The following is a 23,867-nucleotide window of genomic DNA, read 5'->3' as shown; positions in this document are numbered from 1 at the left end:
AGAGTACACTTTTATATAAATTAAAAGTGTACTCTTTTTTAATGCATAAGAGCAATAATGATTCTTATAATTAAATATAAGATGATTCCCCAACCTCGAGTTCCAAAATGTATATCAGAGAACTCTTTAATTGGAGGAGGAGGGTCTTCTGGGATATTCTGAACTTGATTAGAACACGTTCCTTTTTCTTTTATCCCAAGTATACTTATCCAATGATTTAGAGCTTTAGTTGCTTCAGGAGAAAGAGGTGTATTACAGTTACCTTCTGCTTGAAGAATGTCTAAAGTCCTTGGGTCAATCTCAATAGTTGCTAGCTTCTTAATGGTATCTCCCTCTTGTCTTCTTAGAGAGAAAATGCTAGTTTCCTTAGCATAACAGTCATCTATATAATCTGCAACACAATGATTCATATCACACCCTTCCTGATATAACTCATCAGAGGTCAACAATTCCTTTGCTACATATGTGACAATGCTACCATCTTTTATAGTTTCTAGACGCATTTCTGTAACTCCACTAGGAGGCCAAGACAAATAGTTTGCTTTATTACGCATTTTCTGCATTTCCAGATACCACTCTTGTGCTTGACTTAGTAAAGATTCAAGTGTTCTTCCTTTCATTGTAAAAAGCCGATCTCTTTGAATTCTAGCTTCTAGAAATTCTAATATATTACAAAGAATCAAATGAGTGATTTGCTTCTGATTTGCAAAAAACTGTATAACACTTATCCAGAACAATGCATTCCCTTCAACTTGGCTTAACCTTGATAGAGTAAGTTCTTCTGCATATTGTTGTGATGCTCCAAACCCTAATGCTTGTGCACGAATTATTGCCTGACGTACACTAAATCCTTTTGGTGTATTACGAAACTCGTGCATCATTTTTGAAGTGAACTTATCAGGAAGGCCTTTAAGCGTTTTTACACTTTTACCAGAACCAAGTTGTACATACCATAATTGATATCTTAATGATGGTTCATAAAAAGAACTTACCAAAAATGAAGGGGTAGGATATTTTGCAAAACAGTGATTAATTAAACTCTCTAACTGTCTTTCGGGATCAAAATTTGGTCGTTGCCATCTTTCAATGGGTCTTACCATTTTAAGTCCAAAAGTGCTCACATTTGCCAAAACCTGAATATATATATGGCTTTTTAAAACGTTATAACACCCTTCAGTATACATATGTATAAGGAGGTTTTTAAAAGTGACACGCTTCCAAGTCGTACGTGTTTTGCTCATTTTTGAAAATGAACTCCACAGTAATGACTCCACAGTTCCTTTATATTCTTGTGGCTTGTTTTCTGCATTGTAGATTTTTTCTACAAGAGTGATGTATTTGCTAGTAGCTTTTGAAGTAGTTTTTACTTCGGATGCATGTGTTGTGTATAGTGTTTCCATGATTTCATAAACTTTAATTTTAAATTAAAGACTGGAAACACATAAGGTATTTTCAGTCTATGAGTTATTGTTTGTTTTAAATAGCATATAGGTATCTATTAGTTGTGTTTAAAATAAAAACCCCTGAGCTTTTAAGCTCAGGGGTTTTATATATTGTATGTATAGTATATTAACTACAATATCCTACCGTGAGCTGCTTCTGCGCTTCAGGAATTATATGATATGTATTTAATCTTAACATGTGTTTTTTTCTTTTATGTCATAAACTGTTTTGGGTTTATGAGATTGCAAATCTAAGTGGTTTTTTATGATTTTAAAATTCAACAGGTTATTTATATTTAGTCTAATTTTGATTGAGGGATTTTATTTTTCACATAAACCTTGTATTTTGTAGATTTAGGAGACCAATTAAAAACCAATCAACTATGGGAATTTTCGATAAGATAAAAGAAAAGCTTACTAATGAATTTATTGATATCATTGAGTGGCTTGATTTTACTGATGATACGATTGCGCATCGTTTTGAGCGTTATCAAAATGAAATAAAAAACGGAGCAAAACTAATCGTACGCGAAGGACAAGCGGCTGTTTTTATAAATGAAGGACAGCTTGCAGATGTATTTACACCAGGGACATATGATCTAACGACGCAAAATCTACCTATTTTGACAACTCTTAAAGGGTGGAAATATGGTTTTAACTCTCCATTTAAAGCCGAGGTATATTTTGTAAATACGCATTTATTTACCGACGAAAAATGGGGAACAAAAAACCCAATCACACTCAGTGATGAGCGTTTTGGTCTTGTAGAAATACGTGCTTTTGGAACATATGCTTTTAAAGTATCTAACCCAGGCAAATTTATTGTAGACATTGTAGGGACAGACAGTAATTTTACAAACTTCGAAATTAATGAGCATTTAAAAAGCCTTATAGCAACTCGCTTTACCGATACTGTAGGGGAAGCAAACCTGCCTATAGAATTATATGCAGCAAATACATCAGAACTTTCTGAAACGTGTCAAGAAGTGATGCAGCCAGAGTTTACATCTGTAGGGATATCACTAGAAAAATTCTATATAGAGAATGTCTCTATGCCAGAAGAGCTTAAAAAGGAGATTTTTGAGTATAGCCGTATTGATAAATTAGACCTTGATAAATTAACCAAGTTTAAAACTGCCAAAGCGATCGAAGCTGCGGCAGCTAATGAAGGTGGTACTGCTGGGGCAGGTATGGGTATGGGTATGGGATTTGTACTTGCTCAACAAATGGGAGGTATGATGGCTCCACAAATGGGAGGACAGCAAATGCAACAACAAGCACCTATGTCACCACCACCTATGCCAGTACAAGTACAATACTTTTATGCGGCAAATGGAGCACAACAAGGACCTGTTTCTTTTGATCAACTTAAAGCATTATTTGCAAGTAGAGCTATAAACCGTGATAGTTTAGTCTGGAAACAAGGAATGTCAGGTTGGACAGCATTAAAAGAGGTAGAAGAACTTAAATCATTTTTAGGAGGAAGTACACCACCACCTTTACCTCAATAATAAACAGTCATTTTTTGACAATACATTGTAAGTATAATTAACCTTGTTACGTTGTGCTTTTATAAAAGCGCAATGGCTTTAATATATGGCAGAAACAGAACCTACTGTACAACAACATACAGAACTCAAGAAGTCTTGCGTTAATTGTGGAGCAGAGCTTAAATATAAGCCAGGCACCACATCTATAACATGTGAATATTGTGGTCATGAAGAACAAATAACGGTAGATCCTAATGGTTTTGAAGAGTTAGAGTTATCTGTTTATCTTAAAGAGATGGGAGCGCAATCACATAGTGAGAAAATCTCTATGCTGAATTGTAAAAACTGCGGAGCAAATCAACACGTAGAAGAGAACTATAAATCATTACACTGTGTCTATTGTAGTATGCCTTTGATTGTAGAAGACATGTATACAGAAGATTGGATATTACCAGGAGCTGTATTACCTTTTCAGATAGATCAAAAAAAATCATTTCAAATTTTTAAAAAATGGGTAGATGGTCTTTGGTGGGCACCTAATAATCTTAAAAAAGCATCCTTAGACCCTCAATTTACAAAGGGATTGTATTTGCCATTCTGGACGTTTGATGCACAATTAAGAGCATCTTATACTGGGCAACGAGGAGTATATTATTATGAGTCACAAACCTATAGGGATAGTAAAGGGAATACAAAAACACGACGCGTGCGTAAAACGCGATGGTACCCAGCTTCAGGGAATATTTCAGGTTTTGTAGATGATACACTCATCAAAGCATCAAAGCAAAGAGCTGGACGTGTTCCTAAAGCCATTGCACGATGGAATTTAAAAAAACTAGAACCTTTTAACACTAATTTTTTAACAGGTTTTGTTACTGAAAAATACACGATACCATTACAAAAAGGACATTTAGAATCCAAAGAAGAAGCACGTCGTATAGCAGATCGCTGGTGTAAAAGTGACATAGGAGGAGATACACAACGAGTGAGTAGTATGGACATGCGTCTATCTGAAGAAACCTTCAAACATATATTACTACCTATGTATGTAAGTGCTTATAGATATAACGGGAAAGAATATAACTTCTTTGTAAATGGGGAGACTGGAGCTGTTTCAGGAAATAGACCTTATTCTTTTTGGAAAATATTTTTTGCCATCTTGGCGGTGCTTATTGTTATAGGTATTGCTATATATTTTGGTCAAGAATCATAAAGGAACCATCTTTATTCTAGGTTATCATTTAAAACAGAAGGTGTAAATCCTTCAAAAATGATGTTGTCAAAAATAGTATGATAGTTATCCATTTGTACCTGGTTTCTCACTGTCCATAACAATATAGGAGTTCCTATGTTTTTAAAATGAGTGACTTTTTTATTTGGTAAATCATCTATGTCATAAGCTATAAAATCGGGACGCATCCGTGTGTTGAGTTGTAAATAATTAAAAAGATGGTTTAATGGTTTTATGACTAAGGACGGTTCAGAGAGTTGCCCTACGCAATACATTGTTGCTTGTTTGCTCAACCATCGTACAGATGACCTGTTAAAAGATTGCAAAGCAATGGCTCCTTCATAATTTTTTAGAAGTTTTAATACGTTCTTTTCTAAATGCTTTGCGAGCAAATTTGTTTTAAGTTCGATGAGTATAGGCACCTGTCCTTTTACAAGATCAAACACATCTTGTAATGTAGGAATAGTTTGATTTGTATTAAAAAGGGAATGATCTTTTAGAGTTTCTTTAGTAAGTGTTTTTGTTTTTTTATGTATTCCACAAATGCGTTTTAGATCACTGTCGTGAAAAACAATAATGGTCCCATCTCGTATGATTTGTACATCAAGTTCTATAGGGTATTTTTCTTTTACAGCTTTCGCGAAAGCGGACAATGAATTTTCAGGAATTTTATCATTACCATCATGTAATCCACGATGTGCAATAGGTCTAGAAGTAAGCCATTCAGGAGTTTTTTTCATACATTATAAATACATAGGGGAGATAAATAAAAAGCCGCCTCTATTAAAGGGGCGACTTTATAATACTATTGATTATTAGAATTATGATTTTCCGTAATCATGTTCATCTTGCCATTTTTTAAGTTCTGTCCATTTTCCTTCTGAGGCGAGTCCGGCTTGCATTGGCCAAGAATTAGGACGATGTATTTCAAATCGTTTACCTCCACTATGAAGAACTTCTTGACATTTTTCTATGGAGGTGTCTGCTAGAGATGCCCATGTTTTTATGTCAAAATTATGGAAGAGTTCCTTGATTTTTGGGCCGATCCCTTCTACGATGGTTAAGTCATTTTCTTTAATTGATTTTCCAAAAGCAGCTTTTGCTGCTGCTGCGTCAAAGGCGGCAACTGTAACTGTAGATGGAGTCGTATCTATAGTTTTAGTGGCAAAAGAAGATGCGATACTTGCACTACTGCTTGCAGCAACGGGATCTGAAGGAGTTGTTTGAAGTCTTGAACGACAAGCATCTAAATCTGCTTGTAATGATGCGTTTTTGCGTTTCCATAAATCAAGATCATTTTCGTGATCGTCATTTTTTCCAAAAAGACGTCCCAAAAGGTATCCTAAAATTGCACATATAATTCCCACGATAAGAGGTATGAGCCAGCAAGGTATAATTGATAAATCCATTTTATTTATTTTTTGATGATTAGTTAGTTTATTGTGACGATAGAACGTCTGTTTTTTGCACGGCCTTCTTCGGTAGCATTTGATGCTATAGGCTCGTCAGGGCCTTTTGATGAGGTAATAATTCTTGCTTCTGAAATGCCATTATTTATAAAATCACGCTTTACAGAGTTTGCTCGATTTTGACCAAGACGAATGTTTGTAACGCGACTACCTGTATTATCAGTATGTCCTTCTATATTTATAGAAGCACCTTCTACTTTATCCAGATAACGATTGATATTTGCAATTTTCTGGCGTTGTGCTACAGTAGGGTTAATAGAAGCTTGTGCATTACCAAAGTGAAGAATAAGAGGGTCGTCGTTTATACGTTTTTTAAGAGCTGCAAGCGCTTCTGATTCGTCATTTTTATTAATGCTTTCGCTTATTAAAAAACGCATAGAATCACTAAATATAGAATCATTAGAAATAAGCATATTATCTTCTCTTCCAAATATGTTTATTTGCATAGGAGAAATTCCTTTTGATCTAAGATAGTTTTTAACAGCATTTGCTCTAGCAACTCCTAGATTTGGAAATGCAGAGGTGTTGTTTTCACTAGAAGTATAGAGTCCGGTAACATCTATAGATTTTCCAGTATTACCATCAAGATGGGTTTGTAATTTCCCTATTCCTATATTTATTTTTTCAGAAACAGGTGTTAGAATATTAAAATCAGAAATATTAAAATTAAAGTTATCATCGCTTTTATAAGCAAAGTTGCCATCTATGGAATCTTTAAAAGTAAAGCCCATGTTTGTCGTAGTATTTATAACTACAGGAGGTGGAGGTGTATTTACTTCTTCTTGATTGTCTTGATCTTTTATAGTGTTTTCTTTATCTGCACTTTCTTTACAACAGAAAAGCCACATTAAAATCATGCCAATAACAATCGTAAGCAAAATACCAAGGAGGTATCTCGTTTTCTTACTCATTTTGGTTAGTTTTTGGTTAATAGAACTTTAAAGTTAAGAAAAAGAAAAAGAAACGATATAAAAGGGTTTGTTTTTAGAAAGTCTAACAAGTGCTCTTTAATAGATATCTTAGTAATTATAATATATAGATACGTTTTTATAAGAAGAATTGCTTTGTGTGTTACATAACTTCTCTTAATATGTTAGAGTTTTCAAGTAGCATTTATTTTATAAGAATGGTTAAGTTGTTTCCTTTTTAAAAATAGAGATCAAACCAAATAAAGGGCCTATCCCTAATATCAAGAATAGATATATAGGGTTTATATAGGTTTGTAAAAGAAGTAATAATTGAATGCTTACTATTGTAATAGCAAACCCAATACAGTTTACTATTGTAAGTGCCGTTCCTTTATGTATAGGGTTTGCACTTTGAGCAACTAGGGTAGAAAATAAAGGTGAATCTGCAATAACAGCCATACCCCATAAGGATAGTAAGGATATAAATACTAATGGAGATGGTATTATAAATAATAAAGGAGAAATCAAGCAGAAAATGCCTGATATAGAAAGTGCAATTGTAGCCGTTTTTTTTGCTCCCTTATGAAGAGAAATATAACCGCTTATTATACAAGCGATAGCCCCTATACCTATCACAATAAATGATGAAATGGCATTATTTAATGTACTTAAAGGATGTAATGTGTTATAGATAGATATGATGACAGGAACAAAGGCCCAAAAAGCATATAATTCCCACATATGACCGAAGTACCCAAAAGCTGCTTTTTTGAAAATTTTGTTTTTGAAAATTTTGATTATAACAGAAAAATCTAATATGCTATTTTTCTTTCTATAGGGGCCATTTGGAACAAAAATATAGAGAGATAGTCCTCCTATGCTAGCAATAATAGAAGTGATGAAAAGAATCGTTTTCCAAGGAAATTCATTAGTAAATCCTCTTAATAAATGAGGAAAAGCAGTTCCTAATACAAGGGCTCCAACCAAAAATCCAAGAGATTTACCCAAACCTTTATCATAATAATCGGCTGCGATTTTCATTCCAATAGGATAAATACCTGCTAGAAAAAAACCCGTTAGAAATCGAAAAATAAGAATACTTATTAATGTATTTTGTTCCCAAATGACACCTAAATTACATATAGCTGCAATAAAAGCACTGATCATAAATATCTTTGAAGGAGAAAATCTATCGGCGATACTAAGAACAGCAAAGACTAAGGTTCCTATTATAAATCCAAATTGTACTGCCGAAGTAATATGTGCTAATGCATCATTACTTAAAGAAAAATAAGGAATAAGGTCGGTAAGTATAGCATTGCCAGAAAACCAAAGTGATGTCCCACAAAATTGCGAAATCACAATGATGGGTAAGATCCACTTAGGTGTATGTGTGTCATTCATTAAAAAGAAACTTGTATACTATATGTTTTAAATATAGGTCTTTTAAAGAGAGGGAAACTGTCATTTTTAGAGCCTTAATTTATTTTTTTTAAAATAAATTGAAAAAGAGGGTAGGAATTATGGGGTTACTGTTGTTTTATAAGCAAACGTATTAATCCTACTTAATGAGAATTAAGCTTTGATTTTTTACTAGCAGCATTTTGAATATCGTACATGCTCAATGTTTAATGACTGGAAATCTTAACAAAGACTACTAAAATTTACACCTACTTATGCTATTAAAGTAAGTACAGTCAGAAAAGAAGTTTGATTTTAAACTACAAAACTACGCAATTAAAAACCCCATATAATTATGGGGTTTTTATGTATACTATGTTATTTATATGTTTCTATAAATCAAATTTGATTCCTTGTGCTAGTGGTAGCTCAGTTGTATAGTTAATTGTATTTGTTTGACGACGCATATATACTTTCCATGCATCAGATCCAGACTCACGTCCTCCACCAGTGTCTTTCTCACCTCCAAAAGCACCGCCTATTTCAGCACCAGATGTACCTATATTTACATTTGCAATTCCACAATCAGATCCAGCAACACTTAAGAAATGTTCTGCCTCACGAAGGTTATTTGTCATAATAGCACTAGATAACCCTTGTGCAACACCGTTTTGAGCGTCAAGAGCATCTTGTACACTTCCTGAGTATTTTATAAGATATAATACAGGAGCAAATGTTTCATGTTGAACAATAGGGAAACTGTTATCTGCTTCAGCAATAGCTGGTTTTACATAACATCCACTTTCATATCCTTCTCCAGAAAATACGCCTCCTTCTACAATGATTTTACCTCCTTGTGCTACAACTTGCTCTAATGCGTTATTATAGTTTGCAACAGCATCGGCGTCAATTAATGGACCTACATGGTTATTCTCATCAAGAGGGTTTCCTATACGTAATTGTCCATAAGCAGCTACAATAGCATCTTTTACTTTATCATAAATACTGTCATGAATAATGATTCGTCTTGTAGATGTACAACGTTGTCCACAAGTTCCTACAGCTCCAAATACCCCTCCGATTACAGTCATTTTAATGTCTGCATCTGGTGTTACGATAATAGCATTATTTCCTCCTAATTCTAATAACGAGGTTCCAAGACGTTCTCCAACTGTACGAGATACAATTTTACCCATACGTGTACTTCCTGTAGCAGATATTAATGGAATGCGTGTATCTGTAGTCATAAATTCACCTACTTGATAATCTCCATTGATAAGACAAGAAATTCCTTCAGGAAGATCATTTGCTTTTAGAACTTCTGCTATGATATTCTGACAAGCAACTCCACATAATGGCGTTTTTTCAGAAGGTTTCCACACACAGACATCTCCACAAATCCATGCAAGTGCTGTATTCCAAGCCCAAACAGCTACTGGAAAGTTAAATGCAGATATGATACCCACAACTCCTAATGGATGATATTGTTCATACATACGGTGTCCAGGACGTTCTGAGTGCATAGTAAGACCGTGTAACTGACGAGAAAGACCTACAGCAAAATCACAGATATCGATCATTTCCTGTACTTCTCCAAGACCTTCTTGATATGATTTTCCCATTTCATAAGAAACAAGTTTACCTAGAGGCTCTTTAAGTTCACGTAATTTTTGTCCAAACTGACGTACAATTTCTCCACGTAAGGGAGCTGGTTTTGTTCTCCAAGTTTTAAATGCAGCAGTTGCTGTATCCATTACTTTGTCGTAATCTGCACGAGTTGTTGTTGTTACTTTTCCGATCAATTGACCATCAACGGGCGAGTGTGACTCTATGATACCTCCATTAGAAAACCAAGTGTTTCCTGTAGAGGTTCCATCATTTATAGCTGCAAGACCTAATTGTTGCAGCGCTTTATCCATTCCAAAATCTGTAGCGACTGTACTCATTTTGTGTGTTTTTATATTAAAAGAAATCGTTTGCGAAGATAGGTATAATCAAGAGGTGTTAAAAAGAATAATGATTAATTTAATTAAGGTTGTAATTGTGTTATTTTCCACCCTTTTTGAGAATGTGTATATAGCGTTCGGTGATGTAATCTTGATGTTTTAAACTCTAAAAATTCTATGCGTTTTGGGAGGATTTTCCATCCGCTCCAGTGTTTAGGTCGTTTTATGGGAGTATTGTTTTGTATGCTTTCGCGAAAGCGGACTTTCAATTCTGAAATGTTTTGGATTACATTTCCTTGATTACTTAATGTACTTACCGTTTGAGCTTCTTTGCTTCTTTCAGAGAAATAAATATCTGCTGTTTTATCATCTATATGTTGTGCTTCTCCTTGAATCCGTACTTGACGTAAACTCTCTTCCCACCAAAAGGTAAGAGATACTTTAGGGTTTGCTTCTATCTCTTTTCCTTTTCTAGAGTTAAGAGATCCAGTTACAATGAGATATGGATGATTTAATTCTTTAAGGGCAAGGTATCGGGTGTTGGGAAATCCATCAAGTCCTATTGTAGAAAGAACACATGCAGAAGGGTGTTTACTCTTTGTCGTAACTACATGCTGGTGTAGCCATATGGCAAAGGTGTTAAAAGGATCTGGGTACTCTTGTTGCTCCATAGGTTATTCTGGAACAAAACGCTTATCTGTAGGCATGATTTCCCCACAGTTGGAACATGTGCGTTTTGCTTCATCCCCATAAAAATCTATAAAATGACCTAAGAAATCTTTTTCTACATCTTCTAAAAGAAAGCGAACTTCGTATAGTTTGGTATTGCAATTATCACAAAACCAAAGTAAACCATCTTTGCCTTCTAGGTTAATTCGTTTGCGTTCTATAACAAGACCTATAGAGTTTTCATATCGTACAGGAGAATGAGGTACGCCAGCTGGATGTAAATACATATCTCCAGGGCCTAGCTTCATTGTTTTTTTCTCCCCATCTTCTTGAATGTGTACTTCAATGTGTCCTTCGAGTTGATAAAACAGTTCTTCTGTTTCATTGTAATGATAGTCTTTACGAGCATTTGGACCTCCTACGACCATTACAATATAGTCTCCAGCATCTTTATATAAGTTTTTATTCCCTACGGGGGGTTTAAGAAGATCTCTGTTTTCTTCTATCCACGCATTTAGGTTAAAGGGTTTTGCAATAGCCATGATATAAGTATTTGTATAAAAATACAATATTACCTACTATCTGTCTTCATCTATTTGTAATTCGTGTATAAAAAAAACAACCCCATCAGTAGATACCGATGGAGCTGTTAACCAATTATGGTTTGGGGATCTTATTTTACAAAAATGTGGGTAAAAAAGTTAACACCACTTTCTGTTTGTGCAACGCTAATTCCTGAGTGTGTATAGTTGCCTTCTATTGCTTCTTTGTGACTTGGGCTATTTAACCAGCCATCTACAACAGCTTGAGCTGTTCTGTATCCAAAAGCGACATTTTCGCTTACTAGGCTTGCACCATTTGCTTTAAGATAATCTGAACGTTCAAAGAAGTTATCATGACTTACTTTGTTGTTAATTATCATATATCCAGTATGATCTAATGCTTCTTCTTTTGCTAATATGTGTGAAGAAAACGGTGGGAGATCTAAGGTAGCTCTATATGTATTTATAATAGATAATATCTCACTAGACATAGCATCATTGTTTTCGATACTTAGTTCGCTTTCAAAATTTGCAGTTGTAGTATTGTCGCTAGTTTCATCGGTACTGCATGATACGAGTAGGCATACCAATCCCATGACAAATAGGGTATTTGTAATTAACTTCATGATTTGGGGTTATTATGATTTGGGACTACTAAGATATCATAAAAAAGCACTTAAACGCTATAATCGCACATTTAATCGATGAAATACACAAATTCCTACAAATTAATTCCTGAAACTATTGGAATTCTTACATGAAAAATCAAAATATTCTAAAAACACCTTATTATTTTCTTGATTTTAGTTTAAAGCGCTTATTTTGTAGACTTAATACTATTATATATGCAAAAAAACTGTCCAGAATGTGGTAACCGCATTATAGGTCGTGCAGATAAGAAGTTTTGTAATGATGCCTGCCGTAATAGTTATAACAATAAGTTTAATAAGGATTCTAAAAACTTAGTACGTACTATAAATAATAGATTGCGTAAAAACTATCGTATCCTTGAATCTCTAAATCCTGAAGAGAAAACAAAAACAACCAAAGGAAAGCTTACATCTGCAGGGTTTGATTTTAATTACTTCACGAGTATCTATACGACAAAAGTAGGTACGATATATTATTTTGTGTATGATCAAGGATATTTGCCTATAGATGGAGGGGAGTATTATGCGTTAGTAAGGCGTACTGTCAAGTAAATTATAGTTATATAAAGATGATTTCTTACTTTTAAGGAGCAAAGAAATATATGATGGAAAAATTATACAGCCCTAATCTAGGTTCCATGAGTGTATAAATACACCTAAATTAGAAACTGTCATTTATATAAATGACTGCCTTCTTGACGCTTTTTTGTGAGGAAATCCAATTTATATATAGGTTTTGAAGTTTTTTTAAAGATATCTTAAGAATGGTATCAAAATTGCTATATTCATCTTTCAGTAAAATAGATAGGGATATATGACACGTTGTTATATATGATGATATATTTTAAGTACATGAAGTGTCTGTTTTATTTTTAGAAATAATAGTATCATTTTTTCTTTCCCTAAAAAGAAAATTAAAAATGCTTTTATAAAGCATTGAGAACTATAATCTCTAGATGTAAAACTGAGATTAATATACCCATAGAGTATATTTTTGTGATACGTTTAACGGCAGTCTTGATAAAAAACAAGAATACATTTTTTATGTTTGATCTGTATTTTATAAGTAATAGTAACTATACATACTAAAACTTGATGCTTATACGTTATAAGTAGTACACCCTAAATCAAAAACAAGTGATATGCTAAATGTGTATCGGCTCGCTTTTAAGCACCACTTTAAAGAAGCGTTTTGTTTAATAATAAAACAGAGTTTAATTTTTAAATTTTTAAAGTATTGAAAAAGCAATCAAATTTCTTTCATATTTCTACACGCTAGGCGTGTTTTAGGAATAACACTTTTTGATATTCTAGTGTATTAAGAGAATATCTTTTTTTCCACACCACACTTTAGGAAAGTTTTGTACTTGTTCTTTGTATAAGAACATTAAAATCAATGATTAGAATCGCTGTTGGGGGACTGCTATTTTAAATTCGTTGTAAGTCATAACTATGCATTATAGTTATGATTTGATAATGGAGTATTCTATGTTATAGAATATCTAGATGACTTTTCGCGCACCACTTCAGAGAAGCGTAGTATGGTTCCTTCGGGAACATTTTTGAAGTATTAATTTTTAAAAAGAGTTACACATGGAGAAGACTTCTTCAGAGGCAGATATAGCCTTAAGAAACCCAGCATTAATAAATAATAAAAATAATCAGAATCTGATATATTCCCCCGACAATACAACAAGTCACTTTGTTAAAATCGCACAAATAGTTGATCGTAAAAAAAGAGCTGCTGCTATTACAAAAGCAGCGCGTACCTATAATGTATTTGAGAGCAGTACAGAGGTGCGTAGCGCATTACCATCACTATATGATTTTGCAACGTGGCTTGCAAAGCATAAAAATGACTTATCCTTCTCTAACATAAGAAGGAATATTCATAGAGCTACTGTATTAACAGAAGCTCAAGAACTTTTTGTGTGGGAGAATCTTATCTATCAGGTTATAGAAAAAAAATCTGATAGCGTAAAAAAAACACTAATAGAACTTCTGGTAGCAAATGATTTTTTAAAGGCATTTATTGACTTTAGTAAACGTCAAACTCATTACCCGAACACTATTGTTTTTACAACAGATCTACAAAAAGAATTTACAGGCAGAGCGCATGCTACTGTCATAATCACAAATGAATTACCTGTAAAAATAATACCACCATCATTTCCTGTTCCTACGATAAAAGAACAGAGACAGCAATTGGTATCTACAGAGCATCAATTGTTGCAAAACAAAGTACAACTATACCATGATGCGCATACAGAACTCAAAGAGATCCTGTTACTTCGAGATCAAGAAATAGAAACAAATTTTGATACAGCCATAACACAATATCAAAAAGATGTTAATGTATTGATCAAAGAATCTTCAGAGATTAGTGAGACCATGATAGACGCAATGACAAATGAAATAATTACAAAAGCATTTGCTGTAGAGCCTTTTTCTTTTAAACCTCAAAAACCAGTACTTATTAATACGATACTTAATCACGTAACAGAGGTTTCAAAAGGGATTATAGAAAGAGATATATTATGTGTTTGTACAACATTACCAGAAGCATTGGTATTTTTAAAACGATGCATTAGGAACATGAGGAAAACCATTTCGGTATTAGAGAATTTGACTTCTTTTAAAACCTCAAAAAAAGAGGAACAAAAAAAGGAGGAAGAAACAACCATTGCTATAGATTATAATTTTGTGAGATTGCAGCCAAGCCTTCAAGAAAATAAAGAACAAGAGAAACGATCTATTACTATGATTGTGAGTAATGATATTGAGAAGACTGATATTGCATCTATGTCTTATACCATTACTTTTAATAATGAAGTATCAAGCTCTGGAACAACGTATCAAATTATGGGAGACAGACAGACCATCGTTTCCTTATTTCCTGACGAAATCAAATTTCCGTCTAATGCCATTTATTATGATATTACAGGAAACATTGTTACAACAGATGGAAGGGAGGTTACTTTTGATAAACGAGTCTCATTAAGTCATGATTGTAATTATGGAGATTTTGGCATTTCTTCAAATACCACTATCTAGACCCTCAGAATAAAGTAGAGATATAAACCTTTATGTTTTAGTAACCCTAATTGCATAAGTATGAAGGTTTGTATGTTTATGTTATGAGGTCTCAATAAAGAGAAATAATAAAACACTATATCTAAATAATTCCAGATGTATATATACCTGGTATTTGTTGTGGTATACGCTTTCGCGAAAGCGTAATATATACTATCATATAAAAATAGTCCTTCGTCTTATATCTTAAAAATAGATTCTAAATAACCAGAAAAGACATAAAAAGACACAGACGTTTGATGTATTAATCTGATAGTAAGTAACAACAGATGTATATAAAGTTATGATGAATAGTATTTCTTAACTAAAAAGTAAAAAAGCGAGTTACGACTCGCTTTAAAAAATGGTTGGCTTAAGAGCAAGTCTGACAATACGTAGGACTATCAGAAGCATCTTCTATAGGACTATTATTATTTCTTCCTCCTATGATAACTGCAGCATTTAGCTTAGAGATTACACATTGATTAAGCGCTAAAGTTGTAAGATCTTTTTTCATAAACTATATTTTAAAGATGAATTAATATAGTTAAATGTAATTAAAAATAATTGATAATCAATAGATTACGGTTTTGCCGTACCTCAAAATGAAATAATAGATATCTATCCCTAATTATATAGGAGGTAAAAAATAATAGCGTAGTTTATAATGAAATAGAAGATAAAATATGTGCCAGAATTAGATATAAGAAAGCATCTTGTATAGGCAGGTTACAAAACATATTGAGAATATATAAAGCGACCCGAAGATCGCTTTATCAATTTTAATTACAGCAAACCGTTTGCTCGGATGCCGTTGTAACTTCACAGTCTACGTCACAAGTGGCAAAACCTTCGCAAAAAGATTGAGCGGTATCACATCCATTTCCTGGAGTGGTTCTCTCATCAAATTTCTTTCCTCCTTGTACAGTCATACTACTAAACCTAGAAATAACCTCCTTGTTAAGCTTTAAGCTTTTAATACTCTTTTTTTTCATACTATGCGTTTTTAAGATTAGAATATTACTTGAAGTTAGCTCTACTAAGAAGTAGACACAATAGTAAATGTAAAAACGTAGGTATTAAGCATAAAACCGTAGCGATATACTTAATAACAGTGCTGCATGGGATTCTTAGTATGTTGTAAAGTAACTTAAAGGAAATCCTCACAGTTATGGCGGAGGTTTTTTATGGTACGCTTTCGCGAAAACGGATATGGGATTACGGGAAGCCGTACTATAGGAATGATTATAATCTGTACTTTTCTTTTTATGTTTAAAAGGCTGGTAGTCAATTGGATTTTAGTAATTTTATGTAAGGTATAAAGAGCAAGGTTTTTACTAATATTCTTGTTGAGTATAAGAAATACAAAAATCTTGATGCATTAAAGAATGTATGGCATTAGAAACTATCCTAATATTTGTAGCTAACAGCATTGCTGGGCAAATTGTAAACGACACATGGAAAGATAAAGTTGTAACTTTTTTTTGGCCTAAAGCGTCGTATCCAACAAGGCTGTATCAAGTCATCTTAAAAACGATACAAGAGTTCGAAAAAGAACAGCCTACACAAACAAAAACGGACAAATTTCCTTTTTACAAAAGTCAAATGCTTTTTGAAGCATTAAGTCTCTATATATTATTTGAGGAAGGCCCAAAGGACGCTATAGATGTGGCGTTTGAAGAAAATGCAAACATTATTGTGCCTACCAAAGAGGATCTTGATAAATTCTATAAGTTGTTTTTATTCAATGCAAATCAAGATCAAAAACTTAAGACTTTTTTTATTCGTGAAAATTACCAAGGACAAATATTTACGAATACTGAAAAATTAAAGAGTTTAAGTAGTTTAACAGCCTCTGTAAAGGGTGATACTCAAAAAATTATTGGTCTATTAGATAGAAACTCATCCTCCCAAATTCCTAAAGAGCTTACAACACTACTGCCTAAGTTAGAAAAAGGAAAAATTATCGGAAGAAATTCAGAGTTGAAAAACATAAAGAAAAGTTTGTTTGAAAATAAGCAAGTAGTTCTGGTAAATGGAATGGGAGGCATAGGAAAAACAACCCTTGCTACCGTATACTTGACAGAATTTTATAATGAGTATACCCATATTGCTTGGATAAGTGCTACTCAAAATGGGCTGTTTAATGATGTCGTTTCTGCTCCAGGACTTCTAGAATCTTTAAGAATTGAATTAGGTACAACTCCCAAAGAAACGTATAACTCAGTAAAGGCAAGTCTAAATAGCCTACCTGGAAAAAACTTATTAATCATAGATAATGCTACAGAAGATCTTGCCACCTATGCTTCTCATTTACCGAGTCAGCCCAATTGGCATTTAGTAATTACATCAAGAGAGAAAATTGATTTTTTTGATAATATGGAAATCGGTTTTTTGAGTGAACCAGAGGCAATAAAGCTTTTTAAAAAGCACTACACTCTTGAAAAACTTAAAAATAAATATATCAGAGAATTAGTAAAAAATGTTGAATATCATACGCTTACTATAGAAATACTTGCCAAAACGGCACAAGAACTTCGTACATCTCCAACTACATTGAATGAAGCAATCTTAAGCAACATGGAGACAGATATTATCATTAGGCATAGTAATAAAAAAGTAGGTAAAATTTTATCGTATTTGACATCTATTTTTGATATGAGTGAACTAACGGAGAACGGGATCACTTTATTGAAATATATAACCTTACTACCTTCTGAATATTTAAAAAATGAAGACCTTGAAGAAGTACTCCATTTTTTATCTGATACATTGCCTAGAGGACGTGCAGAATTATTTAAAAAAGGATGGATTTTGTATAACCAATCTGAAGATGCATATAAGTTACATCAAATTATTCAGGATGTAGTGAAGTCTAGGTTTACGTATGATACTGAATTCCTAAAGCCAATTATAGACTCATTGAAATCAGTTTTAACAGTTAGTCTTGAGAATAGAGACAATCCTGTCTCAAAATTTAAATGGATTCCATACGGAAAAGAGTTTTTAAGCCAATTGGGAGACAATATGATCATAGATATTTCCAAAATTCAAAATAATTTGGCATTAGTACTTAAAGACCTAGGGGATTATGAGGGAGCAAAGGAATTATTGGAAAAAGTCAAAATTTCAGCTGAAAAGAACTTTGGTGAAGATCATCCTACGACAGCAATTAGTTATTCAAATTTGGCATTAGTACTTAAAGACCTAGGGGATTATGAGGGAGCGAAGGAATTATTGGAAAAAGCCAAAATTTCAGCTGAAAAGAACTTTGGTGAAAATCATCCTACGACAGCAATTCGTTATTCAAATTTGGCATTAGTACTTAAAGCCCTAGGGGATTATGAGGGAGCAAAGCAATTATTGGAAAAAGCCAAAATTTCAGATGAAAAGAACTTTGGTGAAGATCATCCTACGACAGCAATTCGTTATTCAAATTTGGCATTAGTACTTCAAGCTCTAAGGGATTATGAGGGTGCAAAGCAATTATTGGAAAAAGCGTATCAAATATTTTTTGAAAAACATGGAGATCACCACCCTACTACCAAAATCATAAAAAACAATCTAATTTCGCTAAAAAAGGAAATGGGATAATCTTAAAATTTAATTGAGTATTAGTGAGCAATAGATTTTTAGATACGCTTCCCAAACCATATCTAAAAATCAACCATCTTCTTCAAAGGAATTTCCAAAGCCTTCGCAATTTCTAAAAGAGAGTATATCGTAGGGTTGACTTTACCATTCTCTAGCTTCTCAATGGCTTGTCTGTCTTTACTAGATGCTCTAGCCAAATCTGATTGACTCCAGCCTTTTTGACTTCGTAATTCAACAATGCGTTGACCGAGTTTTTTTTTAAGTAGTTCTTTATCCACGATAAACAAATGTCAATTAATTATATGACATTTTTGTCATACAAAAGTTTGACAATTTATTTTTTATTAATACATTTGTCATATAAATAGTTGACAGTTGAGCAAAATCAGAAAACTTAAAATCTATCAAAAATTTAGAACCCGTAGGTGGGATCATACCACTGTTCCTGAGATTAGACTCGAAGGGAAATGGTTACAAGCATTGGGATTTGAAGAAGGCAAAGAAATAAAAGTCAAGCAACAAAAAAATAAACTCACGATTACCCTAGCTGAGGAGAGATCACGATAGCTTACACCATATAAAAACTCCTGGACAAACAGGAGTTTTTATAATACTTAAATTTGAAATTTGAAATGTCCATTAAATGGACGGCACTTTAATGTACACTCTTTTATATATAGAATCTCCAATGACTTCAGTGAAAGAGAATGTATTACTTGTGTCTAATGTAACATCTTTTACAGGACCCGACTCTTCAAGCGTAAACTTGTAATTGCCATCCCCCTGATTTTCCCAAGCGGCATTTGGATAATCCGTAAGCACACGAGTGACACTATTAGGCGTTACCTGTACAGCATCATCACTATGAAATGAACTACAACTATCGGTTATGTCATCATAATTATAATCATCCCTGTCATAGAATCCATTTTCAAATACTTGGATCAGGCTTAGCCGTTCACAGTCACTTACAATTTGTTCTTCATCATTCACAAATGACCTATTGAGATCCCAAACTCCAACAAGTGGATCTGTAGGAGCAGAATCATCATCACTGTCACAGGATATCATGGTAATTACTATTAAAAAGAATGCTATTTTCTTCATATTGAAATGTTTTAGTTAGGATCAAATAAAGGAAATAGAAGTGAAACCAAAGTTCGTAACATCCTGATTTAACGGGCAATTAACGCTACAACACAAAAATTATATTAAATTATCAAAAAGAAAATTATGAAATGAGTGATTTCTCGGGCATCGTCGTAAGAAGTATATATACTGGGGGAAAATAAACCCAGCTTTTAAGTAAAATACAAAACGATACAAATGCACGCCATGTCACTTATGGGATTATTTAGAGTATATAAAACAACTGTAATTGATAGCTTAGAATAGCAAAAATTATCTAGTCTTCACAAGGGCATCCACATGAAGAATACGCACAATCTGGAAAGCAAGCACAAGCAGATCTTGCTGTTGATTTACTTCTCCCATTTACGGGTGGTTTACAGCACTTATCTATCGCTTTACCACTCCCATTAATTTGTTTTAGGTCTTCGTTGTCTAAAACGTTTCCTAAACCTGAAATTGATTTTAACATAATGAATAATTTAAAGATGAATAATTTCTAAAAAGCGAGCCGAAGCCCGCTTGTATTTTTTAAAGACAAGTCCTTGCTCCCGGAGAACATTGTGGGCGATTTGTCGCACAAACACCAGAAGGGCAATCAGAGTTTTTTGAACAGCTTACACAACCACCGCCACAAGCAACTCTATTATGTGGTCCGCATCCTCCTCCAGCAATAGATCGCTGTTGAGTTTTGTTTAATACAGTACCTAATTTTGAAATTGATTTTAACATAAGAAAAAAATTAATGATTAATATTCTCTAAAAACGCATAAAGAAAATGAATGCACAATAGTAAATGTATAAGTGTAAGCAACTTGACTACATTCGTTAGAAATTAATTCATAACCGTAGTTATAGTGAGGAGGATTAAATCATAAAAACCCTGATTTTGAAAAGATTAGGGTTCTTAGTGTTTAAAAGAAGGAGTATGAGTTTGGTAGACGGTAAGAGTTGAGCGTTTTCAAGAAACTAATTCAAAAATATAGAAATGATCATGGAGGTTTTTATTTAAATACGTAGACGTTAATCACATTTGCAATCAATTGTTGTTAAATCTTGAATTTCCTCACAAGATCTTATAACTGGATCAAAATCACTTGATAAATCAATTTCAAGACAAGAAGGTCTATCATCATCTGAAGAACAACTATAAATTAAAAATACAATAGAAAATAGTATCGAAAACTTTAAAAACCTATGCATATGCAGAACTATAAATAAATTTTAATAATAATTAAATCTGAAGTATAAAATGGTTAGAAGGAAGGTGCAATACAACCCCAATCATTTGTATCTACTGGGGCAAACTGAATTAAAATCTCATACATGGGAATTGAAATAAAAATTAACATGAGAAAAACAGCAACAATTTTAATAAGCAATGAAGCCTTTTTAGTTTTAACGTATTCAAGATTAATAGTATTAAAATTTTGTTCCATACTCAAAGATAAGAACAATTAAATAATAGTAGTTAATTGAAAACGATCATTATCAGTCCTAGGATTAACAAGAACATACTAAAAGAGAAATTATACAAACGTTTTGAGTCTTTATCATTAAATAGTTTACTAAGGAAAGTATCCTTTCCGATAATACATGAAATAAAGAAGTAGCTACTGGTTATAAAGCACAATACTTCGATAAATAAAATCATAAGTATCATTTTCTATATGATGCAATTAATATAGAAACGTTACAAAATAAAACTGTAGAATGAAGAGTCAGGAGAAAATAAAAGCGAACCGAAGTTCGCTCTCATTCTATTTTTAATAAAAGATACAATGCCCTCCATAACCACATCTACCATAATCAATAAATTTAAAACACCCAGGAGTTGTTTGTTCACATCGATTACCACCAATATTTTGACAGGAATTATAACATGAAGATGCCATACCATTAATAGTTTTTAATTCTGATTTATTTAAGATAGTACCTAAGTTTGAAATGTTTTTTAACATAATTATAAAATTTTTAAGATTAATAATATATCTAAGGTAATCAAAAACATCTAATAATCAGCGTGTTACGGTTTTGACGTAATTCTAATTTAACTGTAGTTAAAAGAAAAACTGGAGCTATTATATATAACCCCAGTTTCAATTATTATTTAAGAAGTTTATCCAAAGCAGTTAGGAGGATTATTACAACGGTGAATAACTTTAATACTTCCACAATAAGTGATGCAAGGTCCTCCTTCGATTACGCAACCTCCTGTTATTTGCTCTTGTTGATGTTTGTTTAATTCTTTTCCTAAACCTGAAATGTTCTTTAACATAGCAATAAAATTTTTAAAATTAATAATACATCTAAGTTAATAAAAATAATTGATAATCAAATAGTTACGAATTATCCGTAATTCTAAATAAACAGTAGGTATCGATGCTAGAAGATAAATTATGGGATTTACACTCTAGAGGTGTTCCCGAAGATGGGTACAACATGGAGGAAGATTTAAAATGGGTAATTGGTGAAGATTTTATACAAGCTGTGTCTGAGTTTAAGTATTGCCCTAATTGTGGAGAGTCGAAAGATAAACCGCACAAGTTTTGGTGCGATAAGAACACTTAATAAAAAACAGTAGTTATAGCATTTTATAGACAGACCAGAGAACTCTAACAAATCCTATAATTATAATTAAAATATAAATGTAATGTAGAATTTTAGAACCAACTCTAGATTGATTCTCAGTAAAAAATCCAGAAAACTTTAGAAAAATAATACCAAAAAAAATGGCAGCAACGGACCACAACATATTTAAACAAATTTTTAGTGTAAATGTATAACACTAATGAGTGTGAAACCTAAAAAGTTACAAATCAAGAAATACAGTAGATATAGTAAAAAAAAAGAAAAGAAAAGCGAACCGGAGTTCGCATAAAATCTATCAAGCGAGGATAATAATATATTCTACAGTAGTAAGTCCTCCATAAATGACTTTTGGCTTCTCGATTTCGAATTTTTCAAATTGTTCTAACATAATAAAAGTTTTAAAATTAATGATAAAACAAGATAGCAAAATAAATAGTAATCAGTAAATCAGTAGTTAGCGCTTTCTATTTCTTCGAATCAAATAAATTATTAATCCAATGAAACTAACAACAAATAGAAATAAAACGATAAGTATTAGTATTTGCCAAGGACCAATTGTTACTTCCATAGAGATTATGTTTTAATCAAATATAAACAAACTAAAAAGTAACTGTAGAAATAATAAAAAATACTACTGATGGGCTTTATAAAACCCTATCAGCAGTTTAAACTAAAGTTTAACATTCATGACAAGGAGGATTTTGATTACCATTGCCGTTTGGATTACCAGAACAACTGCAGCCTCTTCTTCCTTGAATAGTTTTTAACTCTGATTTTTTTAAAACCTTAGCATTTTCTAATCTTTTAATTAATTCTAACATAATAATAAAGTTTACATAGTTTATATAGTAGTAAGAGGAGAAAAAGGAGATATGTTACCCCTGTAAAAGTGCAAAAATGGATGTAGTAGCTATAAAATAATTTATAAGAACTAGGTTATGAAAAAAGGAAAGAAATAAAAGTCAAGCAAGAAAAGCCTAGGCTCATCATTACGCTCGTTGCTAAGAAAAGACAACTGTATGTATTACATTAAAAACTCCTGATTGTTCAGGAGTTTTTAATAGCAATGCACTATTTATGAGTATTAACAAGCCGTTGAGCATGCGGTTCTCGTTGCTAGACCTTGGCATCCTTGAACATTAGAGCCTTCCTCAGCAAATTCGGGGCCACCACCTAGTACTCTTGTAGCGCTAAGTTTTGAAATAGTATTCTTGTGTAAAGACAACGATTTTAGATTCTTTTTTTTCATGATTATTTGTATTTATAAGATTAATAATACAATTAAGGTAATGAAAATAACTGATAATCAGTTAATTACGGTTTTACCGTACACACCTTTATATTCATCTTATAAAAAGAAACAAGCAAAAAATGAAATAGGCAATATTCTTCTTTTAAAAAAACACTAAAAAAAAGTAAGTACTGTTTTGATAAGATACATAGCTACGCCAATGATAAGAACAAGACCCATGAGGTTGATGGTCTTTGCCATTTTTAAGGTAGCATCTCGTGTTAAACGTATGTTGTAAAGCGTTTCCATTAATATCTCTTTCTCATCATAATTCCTTCGACTACTTTCAAATCTATTCTGATTGGGCGATTTCCTTTTGTCTTTCATGATCGTATGTATTAGGGTACATCAATTTTTAATAAAGATAGGGTTCATAAACAACAAGAAAAAAACAAGGATATCACAGATAGTTTCTCGATTAAATGCTTTATTCTTCAGATAA

Annotated in this window: 25 protein-coding genes; 7 read left to right on the top strand and 18 right to left on the bottom strand. The window is 32.7% G+C overall.

What is annotated here, in order from left to right; translation table 11 throughout:
• Positions 1-38: 38 nt before the first annotated feature.
• A complete protein-coding gene (locus tag ABJD27_RS21115; RefSeq protein ID WP_348164222.1) occupies positions 39-1,400 on the bottom strand; it encodes a PcfJ domain-containing protein in 1,362 nt (453 codons plus the stop codon).
• Between the two features lie 425 nt (positions 1,401-1,825).
• Here ABJD27_RS21115 and ABJD27_RS21110 point away from each other — a divergent pair, with 425 nt between their 5' ends.
• Both ABJD27_RS21110 and ABJD27_RS21105 read left to right on the top strand, forming a co-directional pair.
• Positions 1,826-2,953 carry an SPFH domain-containing protein gene (locus ABJD27_RS21110; protein ID WP_348164219.1) on the top strand — a complete coding sequence of 376 codons (1,128 nt, stop codon included), beginning with the start codon at positions 1,826-1,828 and terminating at the stop codon, positions 2,951-2,953.
• Between the two features lie 85 nt (positions 2,954-3,038).
• Positions 3,039-4,145 carry a DNA helicase PriA gene (locus tag ABJD27_RS21105; protein WP_348164216.1) on the top strand — a complete coding sequence of 369 codons (1,107 nt, stop codon included), beginning with the start codon at positions 3,039-3,041 and terminating at the stop codon, positions 4,143-4,145.
• Positions 4,146-4,156: 11 nt separating this feature from the next.
• Here ABJD27_RS21105 and ABJD27_RS21100 read toward each other — a convergent pair whose 3' ends face one another.
• From ABJD27_RS21100 to ABJD27_RS21065, 8 genes are all read right to left on the bottom strand, one after another.
• Positions 4,157-4,903, bottom strand: coding sequence for a glycerophosphodiester phosphodiesterase family protein (locus tag ABJD27_RS21100; RefSeq protein WP_348164213.1), 747 nt, complete (start codon positions 4,901-4,903; stop codon positions 4,157-4,159).
• Between the two features lie 81 nt (positions 4,904-4,984).
• Complete coding sequence (locus ABJD27_RS21095) at positions 4,985-5,572, bottom strand: hypothetical protein (protein ID WP_348164210.1); 588 nt, start codon at positions 5,570-5,572, stop codon at positions 4,985-4,987.
• A gap of 23 nt (positions 5,573-5,595) precedes the next feature.
• Positions 5,596-6,543, bottom strand: a complete 948-nt coding sequence (locus ABJD27_RS21090) for an OmpA family protein (RefSeq protein ID WP_348164207.1) — start codon at positions 6,541-6,543, stop codon at positions 5,596-5,598.
• A gap of 219 nt (positions 6,544-6,762) precedes the next feature.
• Entirely contained in the window at positions 6,763-7,944 is a 1,182-nt protein-coding gene (locus tag ABJD27_RS21085; protein WP_348164204.1) for an MFS transporter, read from the bottom strand.
• Positions 7,945-8,333: 389 nt separating this feature from the next.
• The gene (locus ABJD27_RS21080; RefSeq protein ID WP_348164201.1) at positions 8,334-9,887 is read right to left on the bottom strand and encodes an aldehyde dehydrogenase family protein; all 1,554 of its coding nucleotides are present in this window, start codon (positions 9,885-9,887) and stop codon (positions 8,334-8,336) included.
• Positions 9,888-9,970: 83 nt separating this feature from the next.
• Positions 9,971-10,558 carry a pyridoxal 5'-phosphate synthase gene (locus tag ABJD27_RS21075; RefSeq protein WP_348164198.1) on the bottom strand — a complete coding sequence of 196 codons (588 nt, stop codon included), beginning with the start codon at positions 10,556-10,558 and terminating at the stop codon, positions 9,971-9,973.
• A 3-nt stretch (positions 10,559-10,561) separates the two neighbouring features.
• Positions 10,562-11,098 carry a 3-hydroxyanthranilate 3,4-dioxygenase gene (locus ABJD27_RS21070; RefSeq protein WP_348164195.1) on the bottom strand — a complete coding sequence of 179 codons (537 nt, stop codon included), beginning with the start codon at positions 11,096-11,098 and terminating at the stop codon, positions 10,562-10,564.
• A gap of 131 nt (positions 11,099-11,229) precedes the next feature.
• Positions 11,230-11,724, bottom strand: a complete 495-nt coding sequence (locus ABJD27_RS21065) for a CAP domain-containing protein (RefSeq protein WP_348164188.1) — start codon at positions 11,722-11,724, stop codon at positions 11,230-11,232.
• 219 nt (positions 11,725-11,943) lie between these two features.
• Between ABJD27_RS21065 and ABJD27_RS21060 the strand changes: the two genes are divergently transcribed.
• The gene (locus tag ABJD27_RS21060) at positions 11,944-12,300 is read left to right on the top strand and encodes a hypothetical protein (RefSeq protein ID WP_348164185.1); all 357 of its coding nucleotides are present in this window, start codon (positions 11,944-11,946) and stop codon (positions 12,298-12,300) included.
• A gap of 1,041 nt (positions 12,301-13,341) precedes the next feature.
• Positions 13,342-14,802, top strand: a complete 1,461-nt coding sequence (locus ABJD27_RS21055) for a hypothetical protein (RefSeq protein WP_348164182.1) — start codon at positions 13,342-13,344, stop codon at positions 14,800-14,802.
• A gap of 391 nt (positions 14,803-15,193) precedes the next feature.
• Here ABJD27_RS21055 and ABJD27_RS21050 read toward each other — a convergent pair whose 3' ends face one another.
• Positions 15,194-15,337 (bottom strand): hypothetical protein, encoded by a 144-nt coding sequence (locus ABJD27_RS21050; protein ID WP_348164179.1) that lies wholly within the window; start codon positions 15,335-15,337, stop codon positions 15,194-15,196.
• Positions 15,338-15,602: 265 nt separating this feature from the next.
• Positions 15,603-15,815 (bottom strand): hypothetical protein, encoded by a 213-nt coding sequence (locus ABJD27_RS21045; protein ID WP_348164176.1) that lies wholly within the window; start codon positions 15,813-15,815, stop codon positions 15,603-15,605.
• A gap of 397 nt (positions 15,816-16,212) precedes the next feature.
• Here ABJD27_RS21045 and ABJD27_RS21040 point away from each other — a divergent pair, with 397 nt between their 5' ends.
• Positions 16,213-18,414: a tetratricopeptide repeat protein gene (locus ABJD27_RS21040; RefSeq protein WP_348164173.1), complete on the top strand. Its 2,202-nt coding sequence runs from the start codon at positions 16,213-16,215 to the stop codon at positions 18,412-18,414.
• Between the two features lie 62 nt (positions 18,415-18,476).
• On the opposite strand, the gene ABJD27_RS21035 is transcribed toward ABJD27_RS21040, so the two are convergent.
• A complete protein-coding gene (locus ABJD27_RS21035) occupies positions 18,477-18,692 on the bottom strand; it encodes a helix-turn-helix transcriptional regulator (protein ID WP_348164170.1) in 216 nt (71 codons plus the stop codon).
• 97 nt (positions 18,693-18,789) lie between these two features.
• Between ABJD27_RS21035 and ABJD27_RS21030 the strand changes: the two genes are divergently transcribed.
• Positions 18,790-18,981, top strand: a complete 192-nt coding sequence (locus ABJD27_RS21030) for a SymE family type I addiction module toxin (RefSeq protein WP_348164167.1) — start codon at positions 18,790-18,792, stop codon at positions 18,979-18,981.
• 72 nt (positions 18,982-19,053) lie between these two features.
• Here ABJD27_RS21030 and ABJD27_RS21025 read toward each other — a convergent pair whose 3' ends face one another.
• The 4 genes from ABJD27_RS21025 to ABJD27_RS21010 form a co-directional block, all read right to left on the bottom strand.
• On the bottom strand, positions 19,054-19,521 hold the full coding sequence (locus ABJD27_RS21025; protein ID WP_348164164.1) for a hypothetical protein: 468 nt from the start codon (positions 19,519-19,521) through the stop codon (positions 19,054-19,056).
• A 298-nt stretch (positions 19,522-19,819) separates the two neighbouring features.
• On the bottom strand, positions 19,820-20,014 hold the full coding sequence (locus ABJD27_RS21020; RefSeq protein WP_348164161.1) for a hypothetical protein: 195 nt from the start codon (positions 20,012-20,014) through the stop codon (positions 19,820-19,822).
• Positions 20,015-20,073: 59 nt separating this feature from the next.
• The gene (locus ABJD27_RS21015) at positions 20,074-20,274 is read right to left on the bottom strand and encodes a hypothetical protein (protein WP_348164158.1); all 201 of its coding nucleotides are present in this window, start codon (positions 20,272-20,274) and stop codon (positions 20,074-20,076) included.
• Between the two features lie 1,387 nt (positions 20,275-21,661).
• Positions 21,662-21,820, bottom strand: coding sequence for a hypothetical protein (locus ABJD27_RS21010; RefSeq protein WP_348164155.1), 159 nt, complete (start codon positions 21,818-21,820; stop codon positions 21,662-21,664).
• A gap of 104 nt (positions 21,821-21,924) precedes the next feature.
• Between ABJD27_RS21010 and ABJD27_RS21005 the strand changes: the two genes are divergently transcribed.
• Positions 21,925-22,113: a hypothetical protein gene (locus ABJD27_RS21005; RefSeq protein ID WP_348164152.1), complete on the top strand. Its 189-nt coding sequence runs from the start codon at positions 21,925-21,927 to the stop codon at positions 22,111-22,113.
• 698 nt (positions 22,114-22,811) lie between these two features.
• Here ABJD27_RS21005 and ABJD27_RS21000 read toward each other — a convergent pair.
• The gene (locus ABJD27_RS21000; protein WP_348164149.1) at positions 22,812-22,955 is read right to left on the bottom strand and encodes a hypothetical protein; all 144 of its coding nucleotides are present in this window, start codon (positions 22,953-22,955) and stop codon (positions 22,812-22,814) included.
• 584 nt (positions 22,956-23,539) lie between these two features.
• Positions 23,540-23,752 (bottom strand): hypothetical protein, encoded by a 213-nt coding sequence (locus tag ABJD27_RS20995; protein ID WP_348164146.1) that lies wholly within the window; start codon positions 23,750-23,752, stop codon positions 23,540-23,542.
• Positions 23,753-23,867: the final 115 nt, after the last annotated feature.

Origin of the sequence: Dokdonia sp., from assembly GCF_039945015.1 — a bacterium.
Lineage (GTDB): Bacteria > Bacteroidota > Bacteroidia > Flavobacteriales > Flavobacteriaceae > Dokdonia.
The sequence above is the reverse complement of the archived record's forward strand: the minus strand, read 5'-3'. Positions and strand labels throughout refer to the sequence as shown.